Here is a 23,874-nt window from a genome sequence, read left to right on the forward strand (position 1 = left end):
TTGGGAGATACTGTTGATTGTAGCGGAGAGCGGCGACTCCGGAGGGATAAGCGAAGCTCGAAGACCCTGGACTGAGCAAAGCGAGGGAAGCGACTGAGAGCAAGCCCCTCGGAAAGCGTCCGCTCGCAGCGGAAATCAACTTTTCATAGTTAATTCTATTGTAAAAGAAAAAGACTGTAGCCAATCCCCATGTGTACTGGAGTTTGTCTACAGTCTGATCATTCCGCACTTAGCGGAGTGTTTAAAATGGCCATCCGAACAAATAGCCGAGTGTTATGCATATAATACCTGAAGCGGTTGTGCCGAGTGAGGAGAACAGCATATATCGTTTTACAGCCATGCCACTCATTCCTGAAAAGCAACAAACAAAATGACGCATTCCTGGAACGAAAAAGCCTAAGGTCACAGTCCAGGAACCATAGCGGCCAAACCATCGTTCTATTCGTAGTACTCGTTTTTCTGACAGACCGACCCATTTACCGAACCGCTCAACAATTGGACGTCCCACTTGTTTTCCGATTGTATAGGTTACAAGAGTTCCGATGAACACACCCAAAATTGCAATAGCCATAGCTCCTAAAAAATTGAACAATCCAGCAGAAGACAAGTATCCTGTAAAGACGATTAAGAACTCATCTGGCATTGGTAAACCGAATATTCCAAGCGCTAGAAATAGAAAAACTGCAAAATACCCGTAATGGGTAACGAAATCTTGAAAAACACTCACTTACATCCCTCTTTTGTCACTTCTTTGATGTTCACGTTCGTGGTACCCATTGACCAATTGGGTCTCCAACATGGATTGCACCTTTTTCTTGAATTGTAGCAGAGAAATGGGAGTCACCTGCGACAAACAAAAGAATTGTTGAGCCAAACGAGAAATACCCGAAATCCTCTCCTTTTTTAGCTTCTTTTGAAGAAGAGTAGAGCTGTACGGAGTTTACATTGAGTGCGCCTACTTTGACAAGGGCTAATTTATCATAAGTTGTTGCAAGCTCGGTTATCAATCTATAGTTTGTTTCAAACGGTTTGTCTCCGTATGTGAGTCCCATTGTATTAACAGGATATGATTTATTTCCAAGAGCGTAGCGGTTAATGACTGTACCATCCGCAGGGTAATGAAAGTGATGATAATCTGCTGGGGATAAGTAGAATACAAAGTACCAACCATTTTTATAAGCAGATGCACTCTTCTCATTCATGAATATTTCATTTATACTGTATGTATGACCTTTAATTGTAAATTGGTGTCCTTCTTCCACACGTCCGTACGAACTTAGCTGTCCGTCAGAAGGGGAGATAAGAATTTCAGGCGACTCATTGAAAGGTCGTGCTCCGGATTTTAGATTGCGAGTGAAAAATGCTTGCAGGCTGTCATAGTGTTCTCTCGGATATTCCATAATGGACTCATCGATTTTATAGGATTTTGAGTACGTCTTAATAAGAGGTTTGCTTAGACGTGAGGCTGACAAGTGACGAAGAATCCCAGAAGAAATTGGATTTCCAGTCAATTCCACTAATGATTTAAGAAGTTTCTTTTTCAATACAATCACCATCTTTAACTAGTATTTATTATAAGGAGGTTTGATATGTTTTCATTTAGATATATTGATTATACTAAAGTGAAGGCCCAACTGGCGAATGCAATTACTTTAGTCAATTTAAGTTTCGGAGTTATTGCTATTATACTAATTTCGCAAGACTTGTCACACATGAGTTTGGTATTTATTTTTTTAGCAGCTTTATTCGATCGTTTTGACGGTATGACTGCTCGTCACTTCCATACAGAATCTGCTTTTGGTAAAGAATTAGATTCGTTAAGTGATATTATATCGTTTGGCATCGCACCAGCGGTCCTTATCTACCATACAGCTTTATCTGGAATGCTTTGGGTAGGGCTCGCAGCGACGATTATCTATATTGCTTGTGGGGCGGTTCGATTGGCCCGGTACAATGTTGAAGAGTTCGACGGAGTATTCCGTGGCGTTCCAATTACAGCAGCAGGTGTTATTTTAACTGCATTATATTTCGCAGTTCCATATGTGGCAGCACCGTATCTTGTCATTGCAATGCTCGTTCTTTCTTGGGCGATGGTCAGCAACTTTAAAATTTCTAAAGTATAATAGCCGACCTCTTCACTTAGCTGCTATTCACATAGTTGAGTGAAGAGGTTATTAAATTGAAGAATGATTTGGTCCGTGTTATAATTTTATTTCGTTAAAAATGGAGGCGTACCCAAGAGGCTGAAGGGGGCTGACTCGAAATCAGCTAGGGCGTGCAAGCGCCGCGGGAGTTCAAATCTTCTCGCCTCCGCCATACATACATTGAACCGTCTTTGCAACTATGCGAGACGGTTTTATTTTGTCTTGGAGTTCACATTTAGAAGTGTCCCCATGTTCGTTCCATTCTCCTTACCAATCTGCTATTCTTAGAGTAGACAATCAACGGAAAGGAATGATTGAAATGGCAGGACCAGCTTTAAAACAACTACATTCTCACCGAGCTATTCACGAAGGTGGACTATCTGGTGCAATCGGAAAAACGGAGATGCTGATTGACTTCCTTCAAGAAGGGGATCAGAAAAATGCAGAACGAGCGGCCAATGATTTAGTGGATTACTGGAAGACTCGAGTAATCAGTCATGCGGATGCAGAAGAGGATGGGTTTTATCAAGAAATCGTTACCGAAAATCCTACGATGGAAAAATCAGTTACACAGCTAACACGTGATCATGATTTGATAAGAATCATCGTTGCGGACATAGAAGTGCTTAGAGAGACGGAAGGGATTAGTCCGAGCGTCCTACAAAAGTTTTATGCGTTATTGGTTGTGAACGAAATCCATAGTCGTGAAGAAGAACGTCTGTTATTTACAGAATCACCTTCAAAAGACGCTTGAAACGTATAGAATTTTCTTGCATGTCTTCGCGCAAAGAGACGAATTCCGATGAAAGGAGGACACTAAATGATGCAACAAGCACTTGCCGTGCTCGCTGAAAAATTCGGGTATACATCATTCCGCACAGGACAAGAGCAAGTCATCCAGCATGTTATGGGTGGACAGGACGCTCTGTGTGTCATGCCAACGGGTGGCGGTAAATCATTGTGCTACCAAGTTCCGGCAATGTTATTAGATGGAACGGTCCTCGTCATATCCCCACTCATTTCCCTTATGAAAGATCAGGTAGACGCACTGTGGCAGCTTGGGATTCCTGCTGCATACATAAACAGTACACTATCATCTGAGGAATATTTCGGTATTCTTGAAAACGCGATTGCAGGACAGTATCGGCTCCTCTATATTGCGCCCGAGCGATTAGAGTCCGAATCATTTATGAGAGAACTAAGTCGCATGAGCGTGCCGATGATTGCAATTGATGAAGCACACTGTATTTCACAATGGGGTCATGATTTCAGACCGAGCTATAGGAATATTACTCGCGTATTGAACTGTTTTGACGAAAAACCGGTCTTGCTTGCTTTAACTGCGACAGCAACGCCGAACGTTCGGGAAGACATCCGAGTGCAACTTGGAATTCCGCAAGAACAGACGGTGATGACAGGGTTCGAGCGGTCAAACCTGGTGTTTACGGTTGTAAAAGGGCAAAATCGTGAGAAGTTCATCAAAGAGTTTGCAAGTAAAAATAAAGGCGAGGCTGGAATTGTTTACGCGGCAACCCGAAAAGCAGTCGAGAGTATTTATGAGCTGCTGAACCGCTCTGGATTTGAAGTGGCGAAGTATCATGGAGGCATGTCAGATACCGAACGTCATCACGAACAAGAACGTTTTTTGAATGATGAAGCGACGGTGATGGTCGCAACAAATGCGTTTGGAATGGGAATTGATAAGTCGAATATTCGATACGTCATTCATTATCAAATGCCGAAGAATATGGAAAGCTATTATCAGGAAGCAGGACGCGCAGGGCGCGACGGACTCGATAGTGAATGTGTGCTCCTTTTCGCATCACAAGATATTCAGACGCAACGCTTTCTGATCGACCAATCACCTGATCCTTCTAGAATTCCAGCAGAACTCGAAAAGTTGCAAGGGATGATTGACTATTGTCATACGGAAAATTGTTTGCAGCAATACATTGTGACATACTTCGGTGAAAAAGATGCTCCGAAATGTGGAAGATGTGCTAATTGCACAGATACACGTGAGCAGATGGACGTTACGCTGGAAGCCCAAAAAGTGCTGTCATGTGTCATTCGAATGGGACAACGATTTGGTAAGACGATGATTGCTCAAGTGTTGACAGGGTCGAGGAACAAAAAATTGCTGGACTTTAAGTTTCATGAACTGACCACATATGGGTTACTGAAAGAAAAGAATGCGAAGGAAGTTTCCGATTTTATCGAGTTTCTGATTTCAGCGAACTGTTTACAAGTCGAAAACGGACAGTTCCCTACGATTCGGGTGGCAGAGCGTGGAAAAGAAGTCTTGCTTGGCAATGATAAGATTATGCGCAAAGGTTCATTTGTCTCAAAAGTACTTACAGAAAACGATCCATTGTTTGAACAGCTTCGACAACTGAGACGTCAGCTTGCTCAAGAAGCGGGAGTTCCACCATTTGTTGTATTCTCGGACAAGACTTTGAAGGATATGGCGATGAAGAAACCGGCAACGTCAGCTGAGTTTTTAGATGTTGTGGGTGTTGGACAAACGAAGCTTGAGATTTATGGAGAGGCGTTCATCGAAGAGATTCAATCTTTTCAACTCCAGGAGATTTGATGATTTGCTTACTCAAACAAATATACAAAACAAAAAACATGCTAGATAAGCATGTTTTTTGTTTTGTTCTCCGTTATTCTTCGTGACTTACTTGCCATTCGATACCAAATTGATCTTTTACTTTGCCGTAGCATTTACTGAAAAAGGTCTCCTGTAACTCCATGGACACGTAACCATCCTGTTTGAGCTTTTCAAACGAGGAAGTAAGTTCATCCGTATCATCACTTACGAATGCTAAGCTGATGTTATTTCCAACTACAACTGGTGATCCGGGAAATGTGTCTGAGAACATGATCACGTCATTTTTTATAGTAAGACGTGTATGCATAATGAGATCTTTAGCATCTTCAGGTAAAGGGTATTCGGGATTTTGAGGTGAGTCACCAAAAGTCATAAACTCCGGTTTTTCCGTATTGAAAACGTCTGCATAGAATTCCACTGCTTGGCGGCAATTTCCGTTAAATGTTACATATACATTAATCCCGATAGGAACCACTCCATTCTAATTGTATCAGACAAGTCTGTCTGCTTATCATATCATGTCTGCTATTTGAAAGGTATTAGGAATGAACAGGAGTTCCTAAGATCGAGAACAAGATGAATGGAGTACTAAAAACAGTGGAGAAGCAATGCGTCCACGAAATACAAGGCTCTTTAATATAATCTCTTTGGATTAACCGTTTTAGTGAACCGGTGCTGTCCGTTGTTTGAACAAGCCATAAATGGTATAGGCTGCAACGAGTAGCAAGACCACACCTGTAAAAGCGAATGCTCCTCGGAAATTCAAATTCAATGCACCAATCGTATACGATCCTGCGACAACGCCCATTGAGAAAAACGCATAGAAATAACCGTATGCTTTTCCACGATAAGCGGCTTCAGAGGAGTCGATGAGCAATGAGTTGATGGATGGGAATAGAAATGCAAATCCGACCCCATATAACGCCATTGTTTCATATAGACTAATCAGCTCGTCTGCCTGACTTAGAAGCAACATACTAACACCCATTAAGGAAATTCCGAATGCGAGTGTAATCATTGGTTTCACCCGATCGAAAATACGATTGATCGGCAGTAAAAATACTAAAATTGCCACAATACCGAACGTGCTAAGAAGTGTGCCTGTGGTTTTTGTGTCAAAACCAAGTGCTTCGACCTTTAACGGAAGAATAAGCGCTAGGACACCTTGTGAAAACATAAGGAAGAATGCGCCGGCAAAGGCACGTTGAATGCCTGGATGGCGGAACATTGCCCCGACATGTTTCTCTTTTGATTTTTCTTCTGATTTCTTGACTCTTTTCACCGAACGTAATAGCAGAAATGTTAAAATTGCTAGGATTGCCATGATAGCGCCGTTTGCGAGCATGATGGCAGGAGTTCCTTTTAATGGGTTCCCGATGATCGAAGCGACAATTCCGCTATAAGCAGGACCAGCAATCGCAGCCATTCCGACAAACGCACCTGAAATCGCGACACTTTTTCCGCGTTTTTCAGGTTGAGCTCGGTTGGCTAGAAAAGTAAACGCAGCAGGAATGATCAAACCATTCGTAAATCCGTGAATGAAACGGACACCAACAAGTATCCAAGCAACATGGACTGTGGAATATAGCGTCAACGCTAAAGCGTTCGTTAAAAGTCCGATTAGCAAAATGATGAACGGACCTCTCTTATCAGTAACAAAGCCTGAAATGACATTTCCGAAAACATTAGCAAGTGAATAGGTACCGACAACTAGCCCCGCTACGAACGTGGAAGCACCTAAAGAAAGAGCAAATGGACTCATGATCGGTAGCTGGGAGAACAAATCAAAAAATGAAAAGAAAACGATTAAATAAACAAAGAATCGCATACATACGCCTCGTTTCGAGATTTCATAAACCATGCTTATTTTATCATGTTAAGGGTTTAAATCAATGGCCAAGGTTAGGGAGTATGGAACAAACAGCACGATGTGTGACAAAATTGTAGAAAGTCATTCTTGTTAAGAAAAAATAGCAATCTGGTGAAAAAAACTGTAAAATAACGAATAGTCAAACGAAATGGGGGAATAAGACATGGAATCGAAGATAAGAATTGGAATCGCAGGTTATGGAAACCTAGGTAAAGGGGTGGAGTTTGCGATTTCCCAACAACCCGATATGGAGTTGGTTGGTATTTTCACAAGAAGAGATCCAAGTAGTGTTCAACCAGTCGGTGACAACGTATCTGTGTACCAGTTGGCAGATGTTGAAAAGCATGTGAACGATGTAGACGTCATGATTCTTTGCGGAGGGTCCCGTGCGGATTTACCTGAACAAGGTCCTGCACTTGCGAAGTTATTTACAACGATTGATAGCTTCGATACTCACGCTAAAATCCCTGAATACTTCGATGCTATCGATGCAGCAGCGAAACCCTCGGGCACAACAGCAATTTTGTCTGTGGGATGGGATCCCGGCCTGTTTTCATTGAATCGATTATATGGAGAAACTGTCCTTGCTGACGGTGCCACATATACTTTTTGGGGGAAAGGGCTTAGCCAAGGTCATTCTGATGCGGTTCGTCGCATTAACGGCGTTAAAAATGCCGTTCAGTATACAATCCCTTCTGAAGAAGCGATTTCAAAAGTTCGAGCGGGGAAACAACCAGAATTGTCAACAAGAGAAAAGCATGTCCGGGAATGCTACGTCGTATTAGAAGCAGGCGCGGACGCAGCGACTGTGGAAGATACCATTGTTACCATGCCAGATTATTTCTCAGACTATGATACAACTGTTTCCTTCATCTCAGAAGAAGAAATGCAACAAAATCATAGTACGATGCCACATGGAGGATTTGTCATCCGTAGTGGTAAGACCGGAAAAGGCACAAACCAGGTGATGGAATATTCGTTGACATTGGATAGTAATCCTGAGTTTACTTCAAGTGTTCTTACAGCATATGCACGAGCTGCATACAGATTAAATCAACTTGGACAACATGGTGCGAAAACAGTGTTCGACATTCCACCAGGCCTATTATCGCCTAAAGATCCCGCTCAACTTCGTAAAGAATTGTTATAAGAATACCCTGCATACTTTGAAAACAAGATAATTTGTACTATACTAGGAACGTAATTACTTAGGGGGGCGAAGGATTTGGCTAAAATGGATGAAACGCTACACATGCTCAAAGAATTAACCGATGCAAAAGGGACAGGTGGGAACGAACGTGAACCACGTGACGTGATGAAACGCTATATCGAACCATTTGCAGATGAGATTGACCAGGATGGTCTGGGTTCACTAATTGCTAAACATACTGGCGATGCAGACGGTCCTAAAATCATGGTTGCGGGTCACCTCGACGAAGTCGGATTCATGATTTCAAGAATTGACGACAAAGGGTTCTTGAGCTTCCAAACAATCGGTGGCTGGTGGTCACAAGTCATGCTCGCTCAACGCGTGACGATTGTAACGCGTAAAGGGGATTCCATTACAGGAATCATCGGTTCTAAACCGCCACATATTCTACCTGCTGAAGTTCGCAAAAAACCAGTGGACATTAAAGATATGTTCATCGATATCGGTGCTTCATCACGTGAAGAGGCAATGGAGTGGGGCGTTTCACCTGGGGACATGGTCGTTCCTTACTTCGAATTCACAGTCATGAACAACGAAAAATATTTACTTGCAAAAGCTTGGGATAACCGCATAGGTTGTGCAATTGCAATCGACGTTATGAAAGAACTGAACAAACAAGGTCATCCTAATACACTGTATAGTGTTGGAGCGGTCCAAGAAGAAGTCGGTCTTCGTGGCGCTCGCACTGCAGCAAATAAAATCAATCCGGATATCGGGATCGCAGTTGACGTCGGTATCGCTGGGGACACACCTGGAGTTACAGCAAAAGAAGCGTCAGCAAAAATGGGAGATGGTCCTCAAATCATTCTCTATGACGCGTCTATGATCGCGCATAAGGGCTTACGTGACTTTATCGTCGACACTGCTGAAGAAAACAGCATTCCGTATCAATTCGATTCCATGTCAGGTGGCGGAACAGATGCTGGCTCGATCCATTTGAGCGGTAATGGGGTTCCTTCAATAGCCATCACTGTAGCGACTCGCTACATCCACAGTCATGCGGCAATGCTACACCGCGACGACTATGAAAACGCTGTGAAACTTATCGTGGAAGTCATTAAAAAGCTTGATCGAGAAACAGTCGATAAGATTATTTCTGAATAAAAAGGGAAGAGGTAGATCAGAACCTGGTCTGCCTCTTTTAATTTTCAATAAAGTATAAAAATACATTTGACTTTATAATTATTCATAATTATACTGTAAATAACCAATTTTATTCATGGAGGATGATTTAATGACAAGCGCATTCGAACTGAAATACATGGAGAAGCAATTGAAGGGAAAAGACTTTTTAGCAATTGAGGATTTTTCAACTGAAGAAATTGCCTATCTGTTAGATCAAGCGGCGAAAATGAAGAAGGATTTTTTAGCGGGAGGCGCAACTAAACCTCTAGAAGGAAAAACTCTAGGAATGGTGTTTGAAAAGAATTCGACGCGAACTCGTATTTCGTTCGATGTGGGTATGTTCCAACTAGGTGGGCATGCATTGATGATGAACCCGACGGAACTACAAATCGGACGTGGCGAGTCGATTGCAGATACAGCGAAAGTGTTCTCTGAATATCTGGATGGAGTAATGATTCGCGCAAACTCGCATGAAATGGTGAAAGAATTCGCAGACAACGCCTCAATCCCTGTCATTAATGGCCTTACAGATAAATTACACCCTTGCCAAGCACTTGCGGACCTACTAACAATCCAAGAAGTGAAAGGTAAGCTTGCGGGACTAAAGCTTGTTTACATCGGGGACGGCAATAATGTCGCGCATTCACTACTCATGGCTGCTGCTAAAATGGGCATCCACACAGCAATCGCTACACCAGTCGGTTATGAAATGGATGCTGACATATCAAAATCTATCGAAAAAGCAGCCAAACAATCGGGCGTGACGATGACACAATTGACAGATCCCGTTGAAGCCGCAAAAGACGCAGACATTTTGTATACAGACGTGTGGGTGAGTATGGGAGACGATGAACAATCAGAAAAGCGACTTGCAGATTTCGATGGCTTTGAAATTAATGACGAACTTGCTGGACGCGCGAAATCTGATTATACGTTTATGCACTGTCTTCCAGCACATCGCGGTCAAGAAGTTTCAGCATCGGTTATTGACGGCACACAATCTGTTGTTTTCCAACAAGCAGGAAACCGCATGCATGCACAGAAAGCTTTGCTTGCTGCGTTGCTGTAATAGGATATAAAAAAGGAATCGCATTGCACCTAATAGGTGTATAGCGATCCCTTTTTGTGTTGGAGTCACTGTGCAGCAAATGCGTGCTCGAGTTCACCCGTAATCTTCATCTTTTCCTGATCATCGGCGCGTTGCCAAAGCTTTTCAAAGAACACACCTAAGCCAGGAAGCAGATGCTCTTCTCCTCGCGCAATCGCATCATCCACAACTCCGCGGATATCTTGCGCTTTGTTATCCGTCATATTTGCCGTAATTGCGTCTCTAATTTGAAAATCCATTCATCTGACCTCCTTTCAACGTACTTGAGTTTAGTATCGCCAAAAGGGCTTGTCTTTGATACACTGAAAAGAAAAAAAGGAAGTCATCCTACACTATGAAACGTATTGAATCTACGCAAAATGCACTTGTGAAACATTGGAAAAAGCTTATTACAACAAAAAAAGAACGCGAACGCTCTGAAGAATTCATCGTCGAAGGACACCATCTAGTTGAAGAGGCGTTAAAAATTGAAGGTTCGGTGCTTCACATTATGTTCCGGGAAGATGTTGAAATTCCATTTGAGTTGGAAGAGTCTTCGATTCAAATCATTGAAATGACGAAAGCAGTAGCTGCCGAAATCTCAGAAACAGAACATCCACAAGGGATTTTTGCACACTGCAAACAGCCGATTCCTTCAGAAGACCTGTATTCAGAATGGAAACGTCTTCTATTTATTGACGCAGTCCAAGATCCGGGCAATATCGGAACGATGATTCGTACTGCAGATGCTGCTGGAATGGACGCTGTGATTCTTGGTAAGGGGTGTGCCGATCCTTTTAACCCGAAAACAGTCCGTTCTGGGCAAGGTTCCCATTTCCATATTCCAATCGTAAAAGGGGATTTGAGCGAATGGATTGAACGTGCAAAACAAGGCGGTCTGCAAGTGATCGGAACAGGATTGTCTCAAGCAAAAGATCATTTCACAGTGGACGCATTGCCTGCTTTTGCACTTCTAATGGGGAATGAAGGAGCAGGAGTTTCGGATGAATACCTGGAGCAAGCGGATACAATCGTCAAGATTCCGTTGTATGGTGAAGCAGAGTCGTTGAACGTTGCAGTCGCAGCGGGCGTCTTGTTGTACACATACGCACGTCGCTAAGTCGTTCAAGTATTGAAGTATGAAGCGGATTCCGCTATACTGATGTAGTATACAAGAGCAACAGACAACAAAAGTGTTGACCGGGAAGAGGAAACAGAACATTTGACGCTAGGGAATCCATACCTTGACTGGAAGTATGGATGGTCGAAACTGTTACCGTTCACCCCGCGAGCTGCCTTCAGGACCAGCATAATGCTGTAAAGATGAGCCGGCTACGGACCGTTATTCCGAAGTTGAGAGATCATGTGCACGACTGGCATGATAATCAGGGTGGTACCGCGAATTCGTCCTCGTCCCTTTTTTAGGGGACGAGTTTTTTTGTTTTGTTAAGGTTTGTTATGTGACAGTGTTGAATTGCGTTTCAGGCGGACACTTTCCGAGGGGCTTGATCTCAGTCTCCTCGGCGCTTTGCTTCTGCGGGGTCTTCAATCTACGCTGATCCCTCAGGAGTTGCCGCCCTGCACTCCATTCAACGGCTATATGTCCAAAGAAGGTTACTTCAAAAATCTACTTAACAAAGCTATTTTGAAAGGAGAATGACAATGGAGCAGCAGCTGGAACAGTTAAAACAAGAAGCACTGCAGAAAATTGAAGCCGCGGCGTCAGTGAAAGAACTGAATGACGTTCGCGTAGCTTATCTAGGGAAAAAGGGGCCGATTACGGACCTCTTGAAAGGAATGGGGAAACTACCGGCTGAGGAACGTCCTAAAATGGGCGCACTTGTGAATGTCGTGCGTGAAACCGTTACTACAACGTTAGAAGAAAAAATGGAGTTACTCGAGCTGCAAGCCGTTAATGAAAAACTTGAAAAAGAAACAATCGATATTACACTTCCAGGAAGACCCGTTAAACTTGGCAATCACCACCCGCTGACACGTGTCGTTGAAGAAATCGAAGACTTCTTTATCAGCATGGGCTATGAAGTGGCGGAAGGACCTGAAGTTGAACAAGACTACTACAACTTTGAAGCCTTGAACCTACCAAAAGGTCACCCAGCACGAGACATGCAAGATTCATTTTACATCACGGAAGATGTTTTGTTGCGTACCCACACGTCACCTGTCCAAGCGCGGACAATGGCTGCTAAAAAAGGCGAGTCGATCAAGATTATCTGCCCAGGTAAAGTGTATCGTCGAGATAGCGATGACGCGACACATTCTCATCAATTCACACAAATCGAAGGTCTCGTCGTTGGCGAAGACATCCGAATGAGTGATTTGAAAGGGACCCTCGCATTATTTGCGAAGAAGATGTTCGGTGAAGAACGGGAAATCCGTCTTCGTCCAAGCTTCTTCCCATTCACAGAGCCTTCTGTAGAAATGGACATCTCATGCTTCAAATGTGGCGGATCAGGCTGTAACGTCTGTAAGAAAACTGGCTGGATTGAAATTCTCGGAGCTGGTATGGTGCATCCGAATGTTCTTGAAATGGCTGGATATGACCCTACAGTATTCACTGGATTTGCTTTCGGTATGGGACCAGAGCGAATTGCAATGCTGAAGTATGGCGTCGAAGACATTCGTCATTTCTTTACGAACGATATGAGATTTATATCACAATTTAACCGCACAGAAGTGTAAGGAGGAGACCCCATGTACGTATCAACGAAATGGCTAGAAAACTATGTAGATACAAAAGGTATCGCACCTGCGGATCTTGCTGAAAAGATTACACGTGCGGGCATTGAAGTCGATACGATTATCGACCGTTCTGAAGGTTTAACGAACATCGTTGTCGGACACGTTGAATCATGTGAAAAGCATCCGGAAGCAGACAAACTGAACATTTGCCAAGTAAACGTGGGCGAAGAAACGGTTCAAATTATTTGTGGTGCACCGAACGTAGCCGCAGGACAAAACATTATTGCGGCACTTCCTGGCGCGAAATTGCCAGGTGGCATGAAGATTAAAAAAGCGAAACTTCGCGGTGAAGTGTCAAACGGCATGATTTGTTCTCTTCAAGAGCTTGGTGTAGAAGGAAAGACTGTCGCAAAAGCCTATGCAGAAGGTATTTATGTACTGCCAGCTGATGCTAAACCAGGTACAGATGCGCTTTCATTACTCGGATTGGATGACGTCATCTTGGAATTCGATTTGACACCGAATCGCGCGGATGCACTCAGCATGCTAGGTGTTGCGTATGAAGTCGGTGCGATTTTATCACAAGATGTCAAGCTTCCGACAATTGAGTACACAGCTTCAAACGAAAAAGCAGAAGATGTCTTGACGCTTAAAGTAGAAGCTAAGGAAGACAACCCAATGTACATCGCTAAAGTTGTGAAAAACGTCAAAGTCGCTGAGTCGCCACTATGGCTTCAAAATTACTTGATGGCTGCCGGTGTTCGTCCGCATAACAACGTCGTTGATATTACTAATTTCGTATTGCTTGAGTACGGTCAGCCTTTGCACGCGTTTGACTACGATCGTCTTGAGACAAAGGAAATCGTCGTTCGTCGCGCTGTAGAAGGTGAAAAGATGACGACATTAGATGATGTCGAACGTACATTACATGCGGATCAGCTCGTCATTACGAATGGTAAAGAACCAGTAGCACTTGCAGGAGTCATGGGTGGAGCGAATTCCGAAGTTCACGACGGTACGACAACAGTTGTCATTGAATCGGCTTATTTTGCATCTGCATCAGTTCGAAAAACTTCGAAAGACGTAGGTCTGCGCAGTGATGCGAGTACACGTTTTGAAAAAGGGGTAGACCCGAACCGTGTAGCTGAAGCGGCAGAACGTGCGGCACAATTAATGGCAGAACTAGCTGGCGGAGAAGTGTTGGCTGGAGCTGTTCAGTTCGATGAGCTGGATAAAGAATCAGTCCGCATTATATTGTCACCAGATTATGTGAATCAGCGTCTAGGTATGAAGATTCCAATGGACGAAATGGTTTCGATTTTAGAACGTCTTCAAATCCCTGTAGAAGCAGCGAATGGACAATTAATCGTCGATGCTCCAACACGCAGACAAGATTTGCGTATTAAAGAGGATTTGATCGAAGAAATTGCACGTCTTTACGGATACGATGAAATCCCGATGACACTGCCGATTGGTGAAAGTGTTCCAGGAGGATTGAACAGCTTCCAGGAAAAACGCCGTCTCGTTCGTCGTTATATGGAGAGTGCTGGTCTTTATCAGGCGATCACGTATTCACTAACTTCACGTGCAGAATCCCAAAGCTTTGCGCTGGAGACAGCACCGGTAACAGAGCTTCTTATGCCGATGAGTGAAGATCGAAGCGTATTGCGTCAAAGCTTGCTTCCACATTTGCTGGATGCAACGACTTACAACGTAGCACGTCGCATTGACACGGTTTCACTATATGAGACGGGTTCTGTGTTCCTAGGAACGCAAGAGGACGGACTTCCTAAAGAAGTAGGTCATGTTGCGGCGGTAATCACTGGAAAATGGGTGGATCACGCATGGCAACAAGAAAATAAGAAAGTCGATTTCTTTGTGATGAAGGGAATCGTCGAAGGGCTGATGGATACACTCGGTCTTACTGGGAAAGTAACGTATGCGAAAGCGACTCATGATGGCTTGCATCCAGGTAGAACAGCGGACATCTTGTTGAATGGCGTGGTGGTCGGTGTGCTCGGTCAATTGCACCCGTCTGAACAGAAAAAGCGCGATTTGAAGGAGACCTATGTGACGGAAATGAACTTAGCGTTGCTACTAGCTGAATCAGCTGAAGCACTCGTGTATGAGCAAGTTCCACGCTATCCTTCGATGTCACGTGATATCGCTCTAGTCGTTTCAAAAGACGAGGCGGCAGGTAGCTTGATGGACATTATCCAAGAAGCTGGCGGCAAGTTGTTGAAAGATGTAACTGTATTTGACTTGTACGAAGGCGACAAAGTGGATGAAGGCATGAAGTCACTCGCGTTCTCATTAACGTATTTCGATGCAGAACGTACGTTGACAGACGAGGAAGTTGTCACTCGTCACGATAAAGTACTCGCTGCACTAAAAGAGAAATCAGGCGCAGTGTTACGAGGATAATTCTAGATGAATAGAGAGGGAGAACTGGCGAATTGCCGGTTCTCCTTCTCTTTTTTGTCTGCATGAGATTTAACAACGTACCCGCTCGTTTCGGACAGTGACTCGCTCGTTCTGAGTGGGAACCCTCTCGTTTCAGACAGCGACCCGCCCGTTCCGAGTGGGAACCCGCTCGTTTCGGACAGCAACCCGCCCGTTCTGAGTGGGAACCTGATCGTTTAGGATGTCGACCCGCCCGTTTCGAATGGCAACCCGCTCGTTTCGGACAGCAACTCGCTCGTTCCAATAGCCTAATTATCGCGGGACTATAATTAGAGCAAACCTTCATCGGACTCGCGACCAATTAATCCCTAACCAACTCCAAACCTAAAAACTAGATTAAATTTTTTTCTCCGCTCACCCCAACTCTCTAAAATTCAAGCACATGTATCTCGCGATGCACTAAAATCTCAAAGTGAATTGTGTCAAAAACGTGATAATGCTATTTTCGACCAAAGCCTTCCACTTCTATTGAAGAACGGCTACACTAATGAAAGAAGGGGTGACGCCATTGATCTATAAACATCGAACCAAGCCACGATTATTAAGTGGGCTACTAGCTTTAGAGAAACGTCTTTCGCCAGCACACGAGAAATACGAGTACATCCAGAGTGAGCTGTATAAAACCCGTGCCGGTTACGGAGGGGAGCAAGAATACGATCGCTACATGAAAGAAGTCCGGACTGACTATCCACACGCCATACTCCACGATCTTTCCCTACAACACGAAGGTATCCATTTTCAAATCGACTCACTTTTCATCACACCAGACGCCATCATCATTTCAGAAATCAAAAACATCGCTGATAAAATTTTCATCAAAGCCAAGCCTATACAATTTATGAAGCAACTGCCAGACGGAACACGGTTGCTATTCCGAAGCCCTATTGCAGAAGTGGAACGCAAAATTCAGTTTCTCGAAAAGTGGTTAGCTAGCCGGAATGTACATGTAAAGGTGAAAGGGCTCATTGTTTTTGCATATAATAATGAAATGTTTATTGAAGAAAAGCCATCTATGGAAGTGATTACTGCCTATGAGGCACCTACTTATTTTCGTTCATTGACTCCACAGAACCAGATTTTAGAGGAAAGGGATATTGCAAGAATTGCAAAAGCACTAGCGCGTGGACATAAGGAGTACAATCCATATCCAATAACTGTGCGATATAAAATAGCCGATCGTGATATTAGGGGAGGGGTATTTTGTTCAAGATGTGAAATTCCAGCAATTATGAGATGGTCTGACTTGAGATGGGAGTGCCCAGTCTGCGGTGTACGAGAAACCGGAAGTCACCAAAATGCGGTAATAGATTGGTTTATGCTAATGTCCGGACCGCTAACCAATCGAAAGTTTTGTGAGTTCACGGGGATCACTAATCGTCACACTGCAAAAAAAATGCTAGCTCGTTCAGAGATTCAAAAGCAGGGGGAGGGACGAGGCAGTCGTTACACATCGTTAATATAGCTTACATATGTAGGATAAAATACGAGTGATAATTTGCGCGCTTCGCCATGCGAAGCGTTTTCGTCTGTCTACTGAACCAGATGGTTTCGTTACACGTCCCGCATGTTTCCTGTACCATGCCCGCGGTAGGCAACTTCTTCAATTCGTATCCAAGCTCGCGACCAATCAATTCCCTCTAATTTAAAACCAAGATTAATCGGTGTGCTTCGCTCCGCTATGCATTTAGTAATGGATAGTGGGGGGGTATGGGCTGCCTCGGAAAACCATCCATTACGAGCCTGAACTCGATCGTTTCCCCGAGCAACCCGCTCGTTCCGGCGAACAACCCGCTTGTTTCCCCCCGAGCAACCCGCTCGTTCGCCCATACAACCCGCTCCATCCCAAAATCACACCTCACCCACGCTTCTTAGCAGCCAACACCGCTGCCTTCTTCGCATTCGCAAAGTGCCACTTCGTCAACGAACGCAAAAACGGTTCACCTTTCGCGAGTAAAATTGAGGCTGCGGTTTCATCCACCTTTTTACCAGCGCCTTTTGGAAGTGTTCGTCCAGCTAATCCACTCAACCGATCCATTTCATCCAAAAACGCCACACGCGCGATAATCGACGCCGCTGCGACGGCAACATGCAATCCTTCCGCCTTCGTTGCAAACAACACATTCTCCCTCACAATTTCACGTTCATTCTTCAAATGGTTGTAATACACACCGCGCTCCGCGAACTGATCTATCAAAATATATTCAGGGTGTTCATCTTCCAATTTACGCAACACATGACGGATTGCCTGATTGTGTAGCAATGCTTTGATTTTCCCTTGGGACCAGCCTTTTGCTTGCACAGTATTGTATTTCTCGTTTTGTAGTGTGAGCACACTGTATGTCAACACAGACTTCAAATCAGGAGCAATCGATCTCATGTAGGGATCCGTTAGCAACTTGGAGTCCTTCACCCCAAGTTCAGCAACAAGAGCAATCTGATCCGCGCGCACGTAACACGCACAAACCGTCACAGGACCAAAGAAATCTCCCGTCCCGGTTTCATCTGACCCGATTACCGAAAGTGTCTCAAGTCGATCGGGAAGGACAGCTCCTTTAACAACAACTTTTTTCTTCGGAGCCCCCGAGTCCGAACTAGCATCCAAATTAGCTTCCCATTTCGCAGCTTCCTCTTCAGCACCACCACCTTGAAACAGGACTTTACCCGAACGATACGCGGTAATCGATGCTTTAGCCGTTTTCGCAGCAAACACCACACCTGGAGCATTGCGTGTCACACGATCACTCGCATAATACGCTTTTAACTCAGTCAATTTTTTATCAGACAAGATTATTACAGAATTCGCCATTCAAATCATCCTTTCAAACCGTACAATCTAAAACGTTTTGTATAGTATACCGTGTACAGAAGAAAGCACAAAAATAGATCGCTGGCAATGCCTATGTTCACAAATAAACCTTTTTCGTGGTATGATTAAGTTCATAGTTTTGGGCAGGAGGTTATGGCAGTGGAAAAAGAACAAAAAACACGGATTACCATCGATATATACGGTCAAACGTATACCATCATCGGGACCGACTCGTCTGCTCACGTTCGACAAGTGGCAACACTCGTGGACGACCGAATGCGTGAACTCCGTGCGCATAATCCGTATTTGGATACAACAAAGGTTGCTGTGCTAACAGCTGTCAACAGTGTACATGACTATTTGAAGTTACAAACTGAAAAAGAATTACTTGAAGAAGAATTGAAAAAGTTGAAGGGCTGACGGCTGCTAATGTTAGATATACTTATATTATTTCTATTGGTTGGAGGACTTATTACAGGCTTTAGAAGAGGATTGCTTGTACAAGTCTTACATATGACAGGTTTTATCGTTTCGTTTATCGTTGCATACGCGTATTACAAACAACTTGCGGATAAATTCGTTTTATGGATTCCATATCCGGGAGTTACCGCAGAGTCCAAGTTAAGCTGGTCATTTGGACAATTGGATTTAGATCAGACGTTTTATAGGTTGTTAGCATTTATACTGATTTTCTTTGTTGTTAAATTCCTCCTGCAACTCTTTGTGTCGATGTTCGACTTCCTAAAACACTTGCCTGTACTTGGATTCATCTCGCGTTTCTTTGGAGCGGCATTAGGATTTGTTGAGTTCTATATTATCATTCTATTACTCATTAGTTTCCTTGCTTTGCTGCCAATCGACTTTGTTCAAAAATTATTAGATTCTTCTTTACTGTCGAAAACCATGTTCGAGCATACACCGGTCATTTCAAGCGCAGTGAAGGAATGGTGGTACGTTTACACAAAATAAGTCTGAGCAGCTTCCCACCGAGCGGCGGGAAGCTTTTGTTCAGTCAGGGAACGAATAGAACAAGGAGGTTTTGTTGATGAACAAAAAAGTGATTATACAAACGTTGGAAAAAATTGCACTCTATATGGAATTACTCGGGGAGAATCATTTCAAAGTTGGCGCTTTCCGTAAAGCAGCGAACGTCCTTGAAGTCGACCCAAGAAGCCTCGCTGAAATGGATGACATCTTGACCTTGAAAGGAATTGGCAAGGGAACAGGTGCGGTCATTCAGGATCTATTGGACAAAGGGGAGTCCGACCTATTGAACGAGCTTCAAGAAACCGTTCCTGCAGGAATGATTCCACTGCTAGAAATCCCTGGACTTGGGGGCAAGCGAATTGCGAAACTCCATGAAGCACTCGGAATCGATTCAATCGAATCGTTAAAACAAGCTTGTGAGAAAAATGAGGTGAGCGCTCTTCCAGGTTTCGGTAAGAAAACTGAAGAAAAACTACTTCATGAAATTGAACAGCTCTCTGAGCGTAAAACATCATTCCCACTATGGCAGATGGTTAAATTTGTTGGACAAGTTGAGCCGGTTTTGGATGAAATCGAAGAAATTAGCAAATATTCAGTGGCGGGAAGTTACCGCAGAACGAAAGAACAAAGTAGTGACATGGATTTCATCATCGTGACAGATACACCTTCAGTTGTCCGGGAAAAGTTGCTGAAACTACTTCCTACTATAGAAACGATTGCAGCAGGGGATTCAAAGCTCTCCGTAACATTGGAGTTGGAAGAAATCATCGACGTCGATTTCCGGTTCGTGACAGACACACAATATGCAAGTGCGCTGCATCATTTTACAGGTTCAAAAGACCATAACGTAAAAATGCGGCAACTCGCAAAATCACGTGGTGAAAAAATTAGTGAATATGGTGTCGAGCAAGAGGATGGAACGGTCTTAACGTTCGAATCGGAGGAAGACTTTTTTGCTCACTTTGATCTACCCTTCATCCAACCAAACTTGCGTCAAGACGGTCGGGAACTGGATCGCATCGACGAATTAGATGGTTTGGTCACATTGAGTGACATTAGAGGCGACTTCCACATGCATACGACCGCATCTGACGGGGGGTATTCAATTCGTGAAATGGCAGACGCATGCAGAGAACGTGGGTACAGTCATATGGTAATCACAGACCACTCCCATTATTTGAAAGTAGCGAATGGGTTAACACCGGAACGGTTACTTGACCAATTGAAAGAAATCCGGGAAATCAATGAAGAGTATCCAGATATCGAAATTTTCAGTGGGACAGAAATGGATATTTTGCCAGATGGTACACTCGATTTTGACGATGAAGTCCTCGCACAACTCGATTTTGTGATTGCTTCCATCCATTCAAGTTTCAGTCAATCCCAAGAACAGATCATGGAACGATTACATTCGGCAATGAAAAACCCACACGTTGATTTAATTGCCCATCCTACAGGTCGTCTCATTGGAAAACGGGATGGCTACAATCCTGATGTGCCTCAACTCATCGAATGGGCAGCGAAATATGGTAAGATTCTAGAATTAAACGCGAGTCCTCATCGCCTTGATTTAGACAAAGAATACTTAGAAATGGCACAAGAGGCTGGCGTAAAGATATCGATCAATACAGATGCCCATGCGAAGGAGCAATTGGAGCTCATGGCTATCGGTGTAGAGTATGCACAAAAAGCATGGTTGAAAAAAGATACAGTCGTCAATACCTGGTCATTGGATCAGTTCAAACAGAGAATCGTCGATAAGTGAAAGGAAGGGATCCGCAATGGATTCACGTGTATTAAAAACTTTAGAGTTTGACAAAGTCCTTGCCCAAGCGGCACAGCAGTGTACGTTCCCTGCAGGACGAGCTGAAATGGAAAAATTGAAACCGGATACGGACTTCGAAACGGTAGGACGCCTTTTAGAAGAAACGGACGAAGGTCTAGCAATTTTACGTGTACGAGGTAATGTCCCGATGGGTGGGATTACGGATATCAGGCCGCATGCGCGTCGTGCGCAAATCGGAGGCGTCTTAAGTGCGCAAGAATTGATGGAAACTGCGTCAACCATCCGAGCGAGCCGCATTTTCCGTCAATTCATCGAAGCTGTTCTACAAGATGAAGAAGTGGAAATTCCAAATTTCATAGCAATTAAAGAAGCAATGCCAATCGTCACCGGTCTAGAACATGAAATCAATAGTGCAGTAGACGAAAACGGACGCGTACTCGATAGTGCATCCAGTGCATTACGTTCAGTCCGTCAAAGCCTGCGTATTCAAGAAGGTAGAGTCCGTGAGAAATTGGAAAGCATTATTCGCGGGAAAAACGCAGCGAAAATGTTGTCAGATAGCATTGTCACTATTAGGAACGAACGATTTGTGATTCCTGTAAAGTCCGAGTACCGCAGTCATTACGGCGGCGTCATTCACGATTCGTCTTCTTCAGGTCAAACGGTATACATCGAACCTGATGCAGTCGTGCAAGCAAATAACGAAATCCGCACGTTGAAATCCAAAGAAAAAGAAGAAATTGAAAAGATTCTTCGAGAGCTTTCTGCACTTGTTCAAGAAAACGCACATGAATTGTTCGTACTAGTCGATCAGCTTGTGAAAGTGGATGTCATTTTAGCAAAAGCAAAATACGGAATGGCAAATAAATGTACAAAACCAACAGTGAACCAAGACGGCTATATGCGCCTCGCAAAAGCTCGTCATCCACTATTACCAATCGAAGAAGCAGTGGCCAATACGATTGAATTCGGAAAAGACATTACAACGATTGTCATCACTGGACCAAATACTGGTGGTAAAACTGTAACTTTAAAAACTGTCGGACTGTGTACATTGATGGCACAAGCCGGATTACCAATTCCTGTATTGGATGGTTCGGAAATCGCTGTTTTCGGATCCGTTTTTGCCGATATTGGTGATGAACAATCCATCGAACAAAGTCTCAGTACGTTTTCATCTCACATGGTCAATATCGTTGATATCTTAAAGAAATTCGACCATGATTCGCTCATTATTTTCGATGAACTCGGTTCAGGAACCGATCCACAAGAAGGGGCAGCACTCGCAATCTCCATTTTGGATGAAGTCCATGGAACAGGTGCGCGAGTGATGGCGACCACACACTATCCAGAACTGAAAGCTTACAGTTACAACAGAAATGGTGTTGCGAATGCGAGCGTAGAATTCAATGTCGATACATTGAGTCCGACGTACCGCTTATTGATAGGCGTTCCAGGACGTAGTAATGCATTTGAAATTTCAAAACGACTTGGTCTCGGAGACCATCTGATCGAGCGTGCCAAAACGTTTACTGGAACGGATCGTGGTGAAGTTGACTCCATGATTGCATCCTTGGAATCTAGTCGTGTTCAATCCGAAAAAGACGCAGAACGCACTCATGATTTACTTGTAGAAACCGAATCGTTGAAAAAAGAACTAGCCGAAAAACTTGCTGAAAACGAAGAAATGCAAACTCGCTTAACTGAAAAAGCGAAAGAGAAGGCCAAAAAGATTGTTGAAGAGGCAAGGCTCGAATCTGAAGCAATCATTTCAGATCTACGTGCGCTTCGGATGACTGCCGGTGCATCAGTGAAAGAACACGAACTCATTGAAGCACGAAAGCGTCTTGAAAATGCTTCACCAAAAGAAGAGAAAAAGAAAGCACTGAAGGCGAAAGCGGCTCCACGTCCGTTGCAAGTAGGCGATGAAGTCAAAGTCTTAAGCTACGGACAAAAAGGTACACTCATTGACAAAGTATCTGATACTGAATGGGTTGTTCAAATCGGTATTTTGAAAATGAAATTGGAGCAATCAGGTCTGGAATTTGTAAAACCTGAAAAAGAGAAGAAAATTGTAGCTTCCACCGCAATCCGTGGGCGTGATCAGCATGTTAAATTGGAGCTCGATCTTCGTGGAGAACGTTATGAAGATGCAATTAGAAGGACAGAGAAGTATTTGGATGATGCGTTGTTGTCCAATTATCACCAAGTGTCCATTATCCACGGAAAAGGAACGGGTGCACTCCGTCAAGGCATCCAGACCTATCTGAAAAAGCATTCTCGCGTGAAAAATTTCCGTTTTGGTGATGCAGGTGAAGGTGGACTTGGTGTAACGGTTGTAGAGTTGAAATAATTTTTATAGGAAAAGTGAAACCTATTCGAGGCTCATTCGTACTCGTTAAGACATCACCGTAAAGGGGCCAACGAATAATGTCAAAGACTGGGTTTTGGAGTCATCCGTTAGTAGAAACAGCCGGTTATTTTAGTACCGTTGTCCTTTGTCTCATAGTTTCGATGGTCATTTTTGAGATTGTGACAAAGTACAGGTGTTGGAATGAAATTAAAAATGGGAACTTAGCTGTTGCTTTTGCAACAGGGGGTAAAATATTCGGTGTTGCCAACATTTTTAGATATTCAATCGAACAGCACAATACGCTTCCACAAATGATAGGATGGGGATTATTTGGATTCACATTGCTCATTTTTGCCTACTTGCTGTTCGAATTTTTAACACCGATGTTCAAAGTAGATGAAGAAATTGAAAAAGATAACCGTTCTGTAGGGTTTATTTCGATGATTATTTCGGTTGGATTATCCTTTGTCATCGGTGCAAGTATTTCATAAGAGTATGTTCAGTAGGAGACGATTTCGCAAATGGAAAAACTATCGAAAATATTACTCGCATTGTGCGTGTTATTTATCGCCTTCGGTATTTGGTGGATGGTCAAGCAAACCCCGTAACTCTCGTAGTTACGGGGTTTGCAATTCCTTCCATTGTTAACATTGTAAACGCCTTCATTTTTCGTTATACTTAGTAAAGAATGAATATTCTATGAATATACTAGAGAAAAGGAGGCTGTTT

Annotated in this window: 22 protein-coding genes and 1 tRNA gene; 16 read left to right on the top strand and 7 right to left on the bottom strand. The window is 43.6% G+C overall.

Going from position 1 to position 23,874, the window contains the following annotated elements; genetic code table 11:
* Nucleotides 1-241: 241 nt before the first annotated feature.
* Both RL70_RS16040 and asd read right to left on the bottom strand, forming a co-directional pair.
* Nucleotides 242-727: a DedA family protein gene (locus RL70_RS16040; RefSeq protein WP_039044408.1), complete on the bottom strand. Its 486-nt coding sequence runs from the start codon at nt 725-727 to the stop codon at nt 242-244.
* A 31-nt stretch (nt 728-758) separates the two neighbouring features.
* Nucleotides 759-1,544 (bottom strand): archaetidylserine decarboxylase, encoded by a 786-nt coding sequence (asd, locus tag RL70_RS16045; RefSeq protein ID WP_039044409.1) that lies wholly within the window; start codon nt 1,542-1,544, stop codon nt 759-761.
* Nucleotides 1,545-1,589: 45 nt separating this feature from the next.
* On the opposite strand from asd, the gene pssA reads away from it, so the two are divergent.
* The 4 genes from pssA to recQ all read left to right on the top strand — a co-directional run bounded on the left by pssA (nt 1,590) and on the right by recQ (nt 4,737).
* Nucleotides 1,590-2,123 (top strand): CDP-diacylglycerol--serine O-phosphatidyltransferase, encoded by a 534-nt coding sequence (gene pssA / locus RL70_RS16050; protein WP_039044410.1) that lies wholly within the window; start codon nt 1,590-1,592, stop codon nt 2,121-2,123.
* Between the two features lie 102 nt (nt 2,124-2,225).
* A tRNA-Ser gene (locus RL70_RS16055) sits at nt 2,226-2,316 on the top strand.
* Between the two features lie 147 nt (nt 2,317-2,463).
* Nucleotides 2,464-2,898, top strand: a complete 435-nt coding sequence (locus RL70_RS16060) for a hemerythrin domain-containing protein (protein WP_039044411.1) — start codon at nt 2,464-2,466, stop codon at nt 2,896-2,898.
* Between the two features lie 66 nt (nt 2,899-2,964).
* Nucleotides 2,965-4,737: a DNA helicase RecQ gene (gene recQ, locus RL70_RS16065; RefSeq protein WP_039044412.1), complete on the top strand. Its 1,773-nt coding sequence runs from the start codon at nt 2,965-2,967 to the stop codon at nt 4,735-4,737.
* 73 nt (nt 4,738-4,810) lie between these two features.
* Here recQ and RL70_RS16070 read toward each other — a convergent pair whose 3' ends face one another.
* Both RL70_RS16070 and RL70_RS16075 read right to left on the bottom strand, forming a co-directional pair.
* Entirely contained in the window at nt 4,811-5,224 is a 414-nt protein-coding gene (locus RL70_RS16070) for a VOC family protein (RefSeq protein WP_039044433.1), read from the bottom strand.
* A gap of 195 nt (nt 5,225-5,419) precedes the next feature.
* Entirely contained in the window at nt 5,420-6,586 is a 1,167-nt protein-coding gene (locus RL70_RS16075; RefSeq protein ID WP_039044413.1) for an MFS transporter, read from the bottom strand.
* Nucleotides 6,587-6,791: 205 nt separating this feature from the next.
* Between RL70_RS16075 and RL70_RS16080 the strand changes: the two genes are divergently transcribed.
* The 3 genes from RL70_RS16080 (at nt 6,792) to argF (ending at nt 10,032) form a co-directional block, all read left to right on the top strand.
* The gene (locus RL70_RS16080) at nt 6,792-7,778 is read left to right on the top strand and encodes a diaminopimelate dehydrogenase (RefSeq protein ID WP_039044414.1); all 987 of its coding nucleotides are present in this window, start codon (nt 6,792-6,794) and stop codon (nt 7,776-7,778) included.
* Between the two features lie 75 nt (nt 7,779-7,853).
* On the top strand, nt 7,854-8,942 hold the full coding sequence (locus RL70_RS16085; protein ID WP_039044415.1) for a M42 family metallopeptidase: 1,089 nt from the start codon (nt 7,854-7,856) through the stop codon (nt 8,940-8,942).
* 130 nt (nt 8,943-9,072) lie between these two features.
* Complete coding sequence (gene argF, locus RL70_RS16090; protein WP_039044416.1) at nt 9,073-10,032, top strand: ornithine carbamoyltransferase; 960 nt, start codon at nt 9,073-9,075, stop codon at nt 10,030-10,032.
* A 65-nt stretch (nt 10,033-10,097) separates the two neighbouring features.
* Here argF and sspI read toward each other — a convergent pair whose 3' ends face one another.
* Nucleotides 10,098-10,310, bottom strand: a complete 213-nt coding sequence (gene sspI, locus RL70_RS16095) for a small acid-soluble spore protein SspI (protein WP_039044417.1) — start codon at nt 10,308-10,310, stop codon at nt 10,098-10,100.
* Between the two features lie 95 nt (nt 10,311-10,405).
* On the opposite strand from sspI, the gene RL70_RS16100 reads away from it, so the two are divergent.
* The 4 genes from RL70_RS16100 (at nt 10,406) to RL70_RS16115 (ending at nt 16,675) form a co-directional block, all read left to right on the top strand.
* Complete coding sequence (locus tag RL70_RS16100; RefSeq protein WP_039044418.1) at nt 10,406-11,170, top strand: RNA methyltransferase; 765 nt, start codon at nt 10,406-10,408, stop codon at nt 11,168-11,170.
* A gap of 542 nt (nt 11,171-11,712) precedes the next feature.
* Nucleotides 11,713-12,750, top strand: a complete 1,038-nt coding sequence (gene pheS / locus RL70_RS16105; RefSeq protein ID WP_039044419.1) for a phenylalanine--tRNA ligase subunit alpha — start codon at nt 11,713-11,715, stop codon at nt 12,748-12,750.
* A 12-nt stretch (nt 12,751-12,762) separates the two neighbouring features.
* Nucleotides 12,763-15,174 carry a phenylalanine--tRNA ligase subunit beta gene (pheT, locus tag RL70_RS16110; protein ID WP_039044420.1) on the top strand — a complete coding sequence of 804 codons (2,412 nt, stop codon included), beginning with the start codon at nt 12,763-12,765 and terminating at the stop codon, nt 15,172-15,174.
* Between the two features lie 547 nt (nt 15,175-15,721).
* Entirely contained in the window at nt 15,722-16,675 is a 954-nt protein-coding gene (locus RL70_RS16115) for a nuclease-related domain-containing protein (RefSeq protein WP_039044421.1), read from the top strand.
* An 89-nt stretch (nt 16,676-16,764) separates the two neighbouring features.
* Here the strand turns inward: RL70_RS16115 and RL70_RS16120 are convergent, their stop codons facing one another.
* Both RL70_RS16120 and rnhC read right to left on the bottom strand, forming a co-directional pair.
* Nucleotides 16,765-17,040 (bottom strand): hypothetical protein, encoded by a 276-nt coding sequence (locus tag RL70_RS16120; RefSeq protein ID WP_039044422.1) that lies wholly within the window; start codon nt 17,038-17,040, stop codon nt 16,765-16,767.
* A gap of 28 nt (nt 17,041-17,068) precedes the next feature.
* Nucleotides 17,069-18,019, bottom strand: coding sequence for a ribonuclease HIII (rnhC, locus tag RL70_RS16125; protein ID WP_039044423.1), 951 nt, complete (start codon nt 18,017-18,019; stop codon nt 17,069-17,071).
* A 153-nt stretch (nt 18,020-18,172) separates the two neighbouring features.
* Between rnhC and zapA the strand changes: the two genes are divergently transcribed.
* The 5 genes from zapA to RL70_RS16150 all read left to right on the top strand — a co-directional run bounded on the left by zapA (nt 18,173) and on the right by RL70_RS16150 (nt 23,636).
* Entirely contained in the window at nt 18,173-18,439 is a 267-nt protein-coding gene (gene zapA / locus RL70_RS16130) for a cell division protein ZapA (protein ID WP_125103208.1), read from the top strand.
* A 9-nt stretch (nt 18,440-18,448) separates the two neighbouring features.
* A complete protein-coding gene (locus tag RL70_RS16135) occupies nt 18,449-18,988 on the top strand; it encodes a CvpA family protein (RefSeq protein WP_039044424.1) in 540 nt (179 codons plus the stop codon).
* Nucleotides 18,989-19,064: 76 nt separating this feature from the next.
* On the top strand, nt 19,065-20,771 hold the full coding sequence (gene polX, locus RL70_RS16140; protein ID WP_039044425.1) for a DNA polymerase/3'-5' exonuclease PolX: 1,707 nt from the start codon (nt 19,065-19,067) through the stop codon (nt 20,769-20,771).
* Nucleotides 20,772-20,787: 16 nt separating this feature from the next.
* Complete coding sequence (locus RL70_RS16145; protein ID WP_039044426.1) at nt 20,788-23,145, top strand: endonuclease MutS2; 2,358 nt, start codon at nt 20,788-20,790, stop codon at nt 23,143-23,145.
* Between the two features lie 77 nt (nt 23,146-23,222).
* Entirely contained in the window at nt 23,223-23,636 is a 414-nt protein-coding gene (locus tag RL70_RS16150) for a DUF350 domain-containing protein (RefSeq protein WP_039044427.1), read from the top strand.
* The last annotated feature ends 238 nt before the right edge of the window (nt 23,637-23,874 follow it).

This window comes from Sporosarcina sp. ZBG7A, from assembly GCF_000813425.1.
Classification (GTDB): Bacteria; Bacillota; Bacilli; order Bacillales_A; family Planococcaceae; genus Sporosarcina.

What these genes read in the sequence shown, in the direction of transcription:
- pssA (WP_039044410.1), top strand. Translation starts at nt 1,590, where the DNA reads ATGTTTTCATTTAGATATATTGATTATACTAAAGTGAAGGCCCAACTG.
- RL70_RS16060 (WP_039044411.1), top strand. Translation starts at nt 2,464, where the DNA reads ATGGCAGGACCAGCTTTAAAACAACTACATTCTCACCGAGCTATTCAC.
- recQ (WP_039044412.1), top strand. Translation starts at nt 2,965, where the DNA reads ATGATGCAACAAGCACTTGCCGTGCTCGCTGAAAAATTCGGGTATACA.
- RL70_RS16075 (WP_039044413.1), bottom strand. Translation starts at nt 6,586, where the DNA reads ATGCGATTCTTTGTTTATTTAATCGTTTTCTTTTCATTTTTTGATTTG.
- RL70_RS16080 (WP_039044414.1), top strand. Translation starts at nt 6,792, where the DNA reads ATGGAATCGAAGATAAGAATTGGAATCGCAGGTTATGGAAACCTAGGT.
- argF (WP_039044416.1), top strand. Translation starts at nt 9,073, where the DNA reads ATGACAAGCGCATTCGAACTGAAATACATGGAGAAGCAATTGAAGGGA.
- sspI (WP_039044417.1), bottom strand. Translation starts at nt 10,310, where the DNA reads ATGGATTTTCAAATTAGAGACGCAATTACGGCAAATATGACGGATAAC.
- RL70_RS16100 (WP_039044418.1), top strand. Translation starts at nt 10,406, where the DNA reads ATGAAACGTATTGAATCTACGCAAAATGCACTTGTGAAACATTGGAAA.
- pheS (WP_039044419.1), top strand. Translation starts at nt 11,713, where the DNA reads ATGGAGCAGCAGCTGGAACAGTTAAAACAAGAAGCACTGCAGAAAATT.
- pheT (WP_039044420.1), top strand. Translation starts at nt 12,763, where the DNA reads ATGTACGTATCAACGAAATGGCTAGAAAACTATGTAGATACAAAAGGT.
- RL70_RS16120 (WP_039044422.1), bottom strand. Translation starts at nt 17,040, where the DNA reads ATGGGCGAACGAGCGGGTTGCTCGGGGGGAAACAAGCGGGTTGTTCGC.
- rnhC (WP_039044423.1), bottom strand. Translation starts at nt 18,019, where the DNA reads ATGGCGAATTCTGTAATAATCTTGTCTGATAAAAAATTGACTGAGTTA.
- zapA (WP_125103208.1), top strand. Translation starts at nt 18,173, where the DNA reads ATGGCAGTGGAAAAAGAACAAAAAACACGGATTACCATCGATATATAC.
- RL70_RS16135 (WP_039044424.1), top strand. Translation starts at nt 18,449, where the DNA reads ATGTTAGATATACTTATATTATTTCTATTGGTTGGAGGACTTATTACA.
- polX (WP_039044425.1), top strand. Translation starts at nt 19,065, where the DNA reads ATGAACAAAAAAGTGATTATACAAACGTTGGAAAAAATTGCACTCTAT.
- RL70_RS16145 (WP_039044426.1), top strand. Translation starts at nt 20,788, where the DNA reads ATGGATTCACGTGTATTAAAAACTTTAGAGTTTGACAAAGTCCTTGCC.
- RL70_RS16150 (WP_039044427.1), top strand. Translation starts at nt 23,223, where the DNA reads ATGTCAAAGACTGGGTTTTGGAGTCATCCGTTAGTAGAAACAGCCGGT.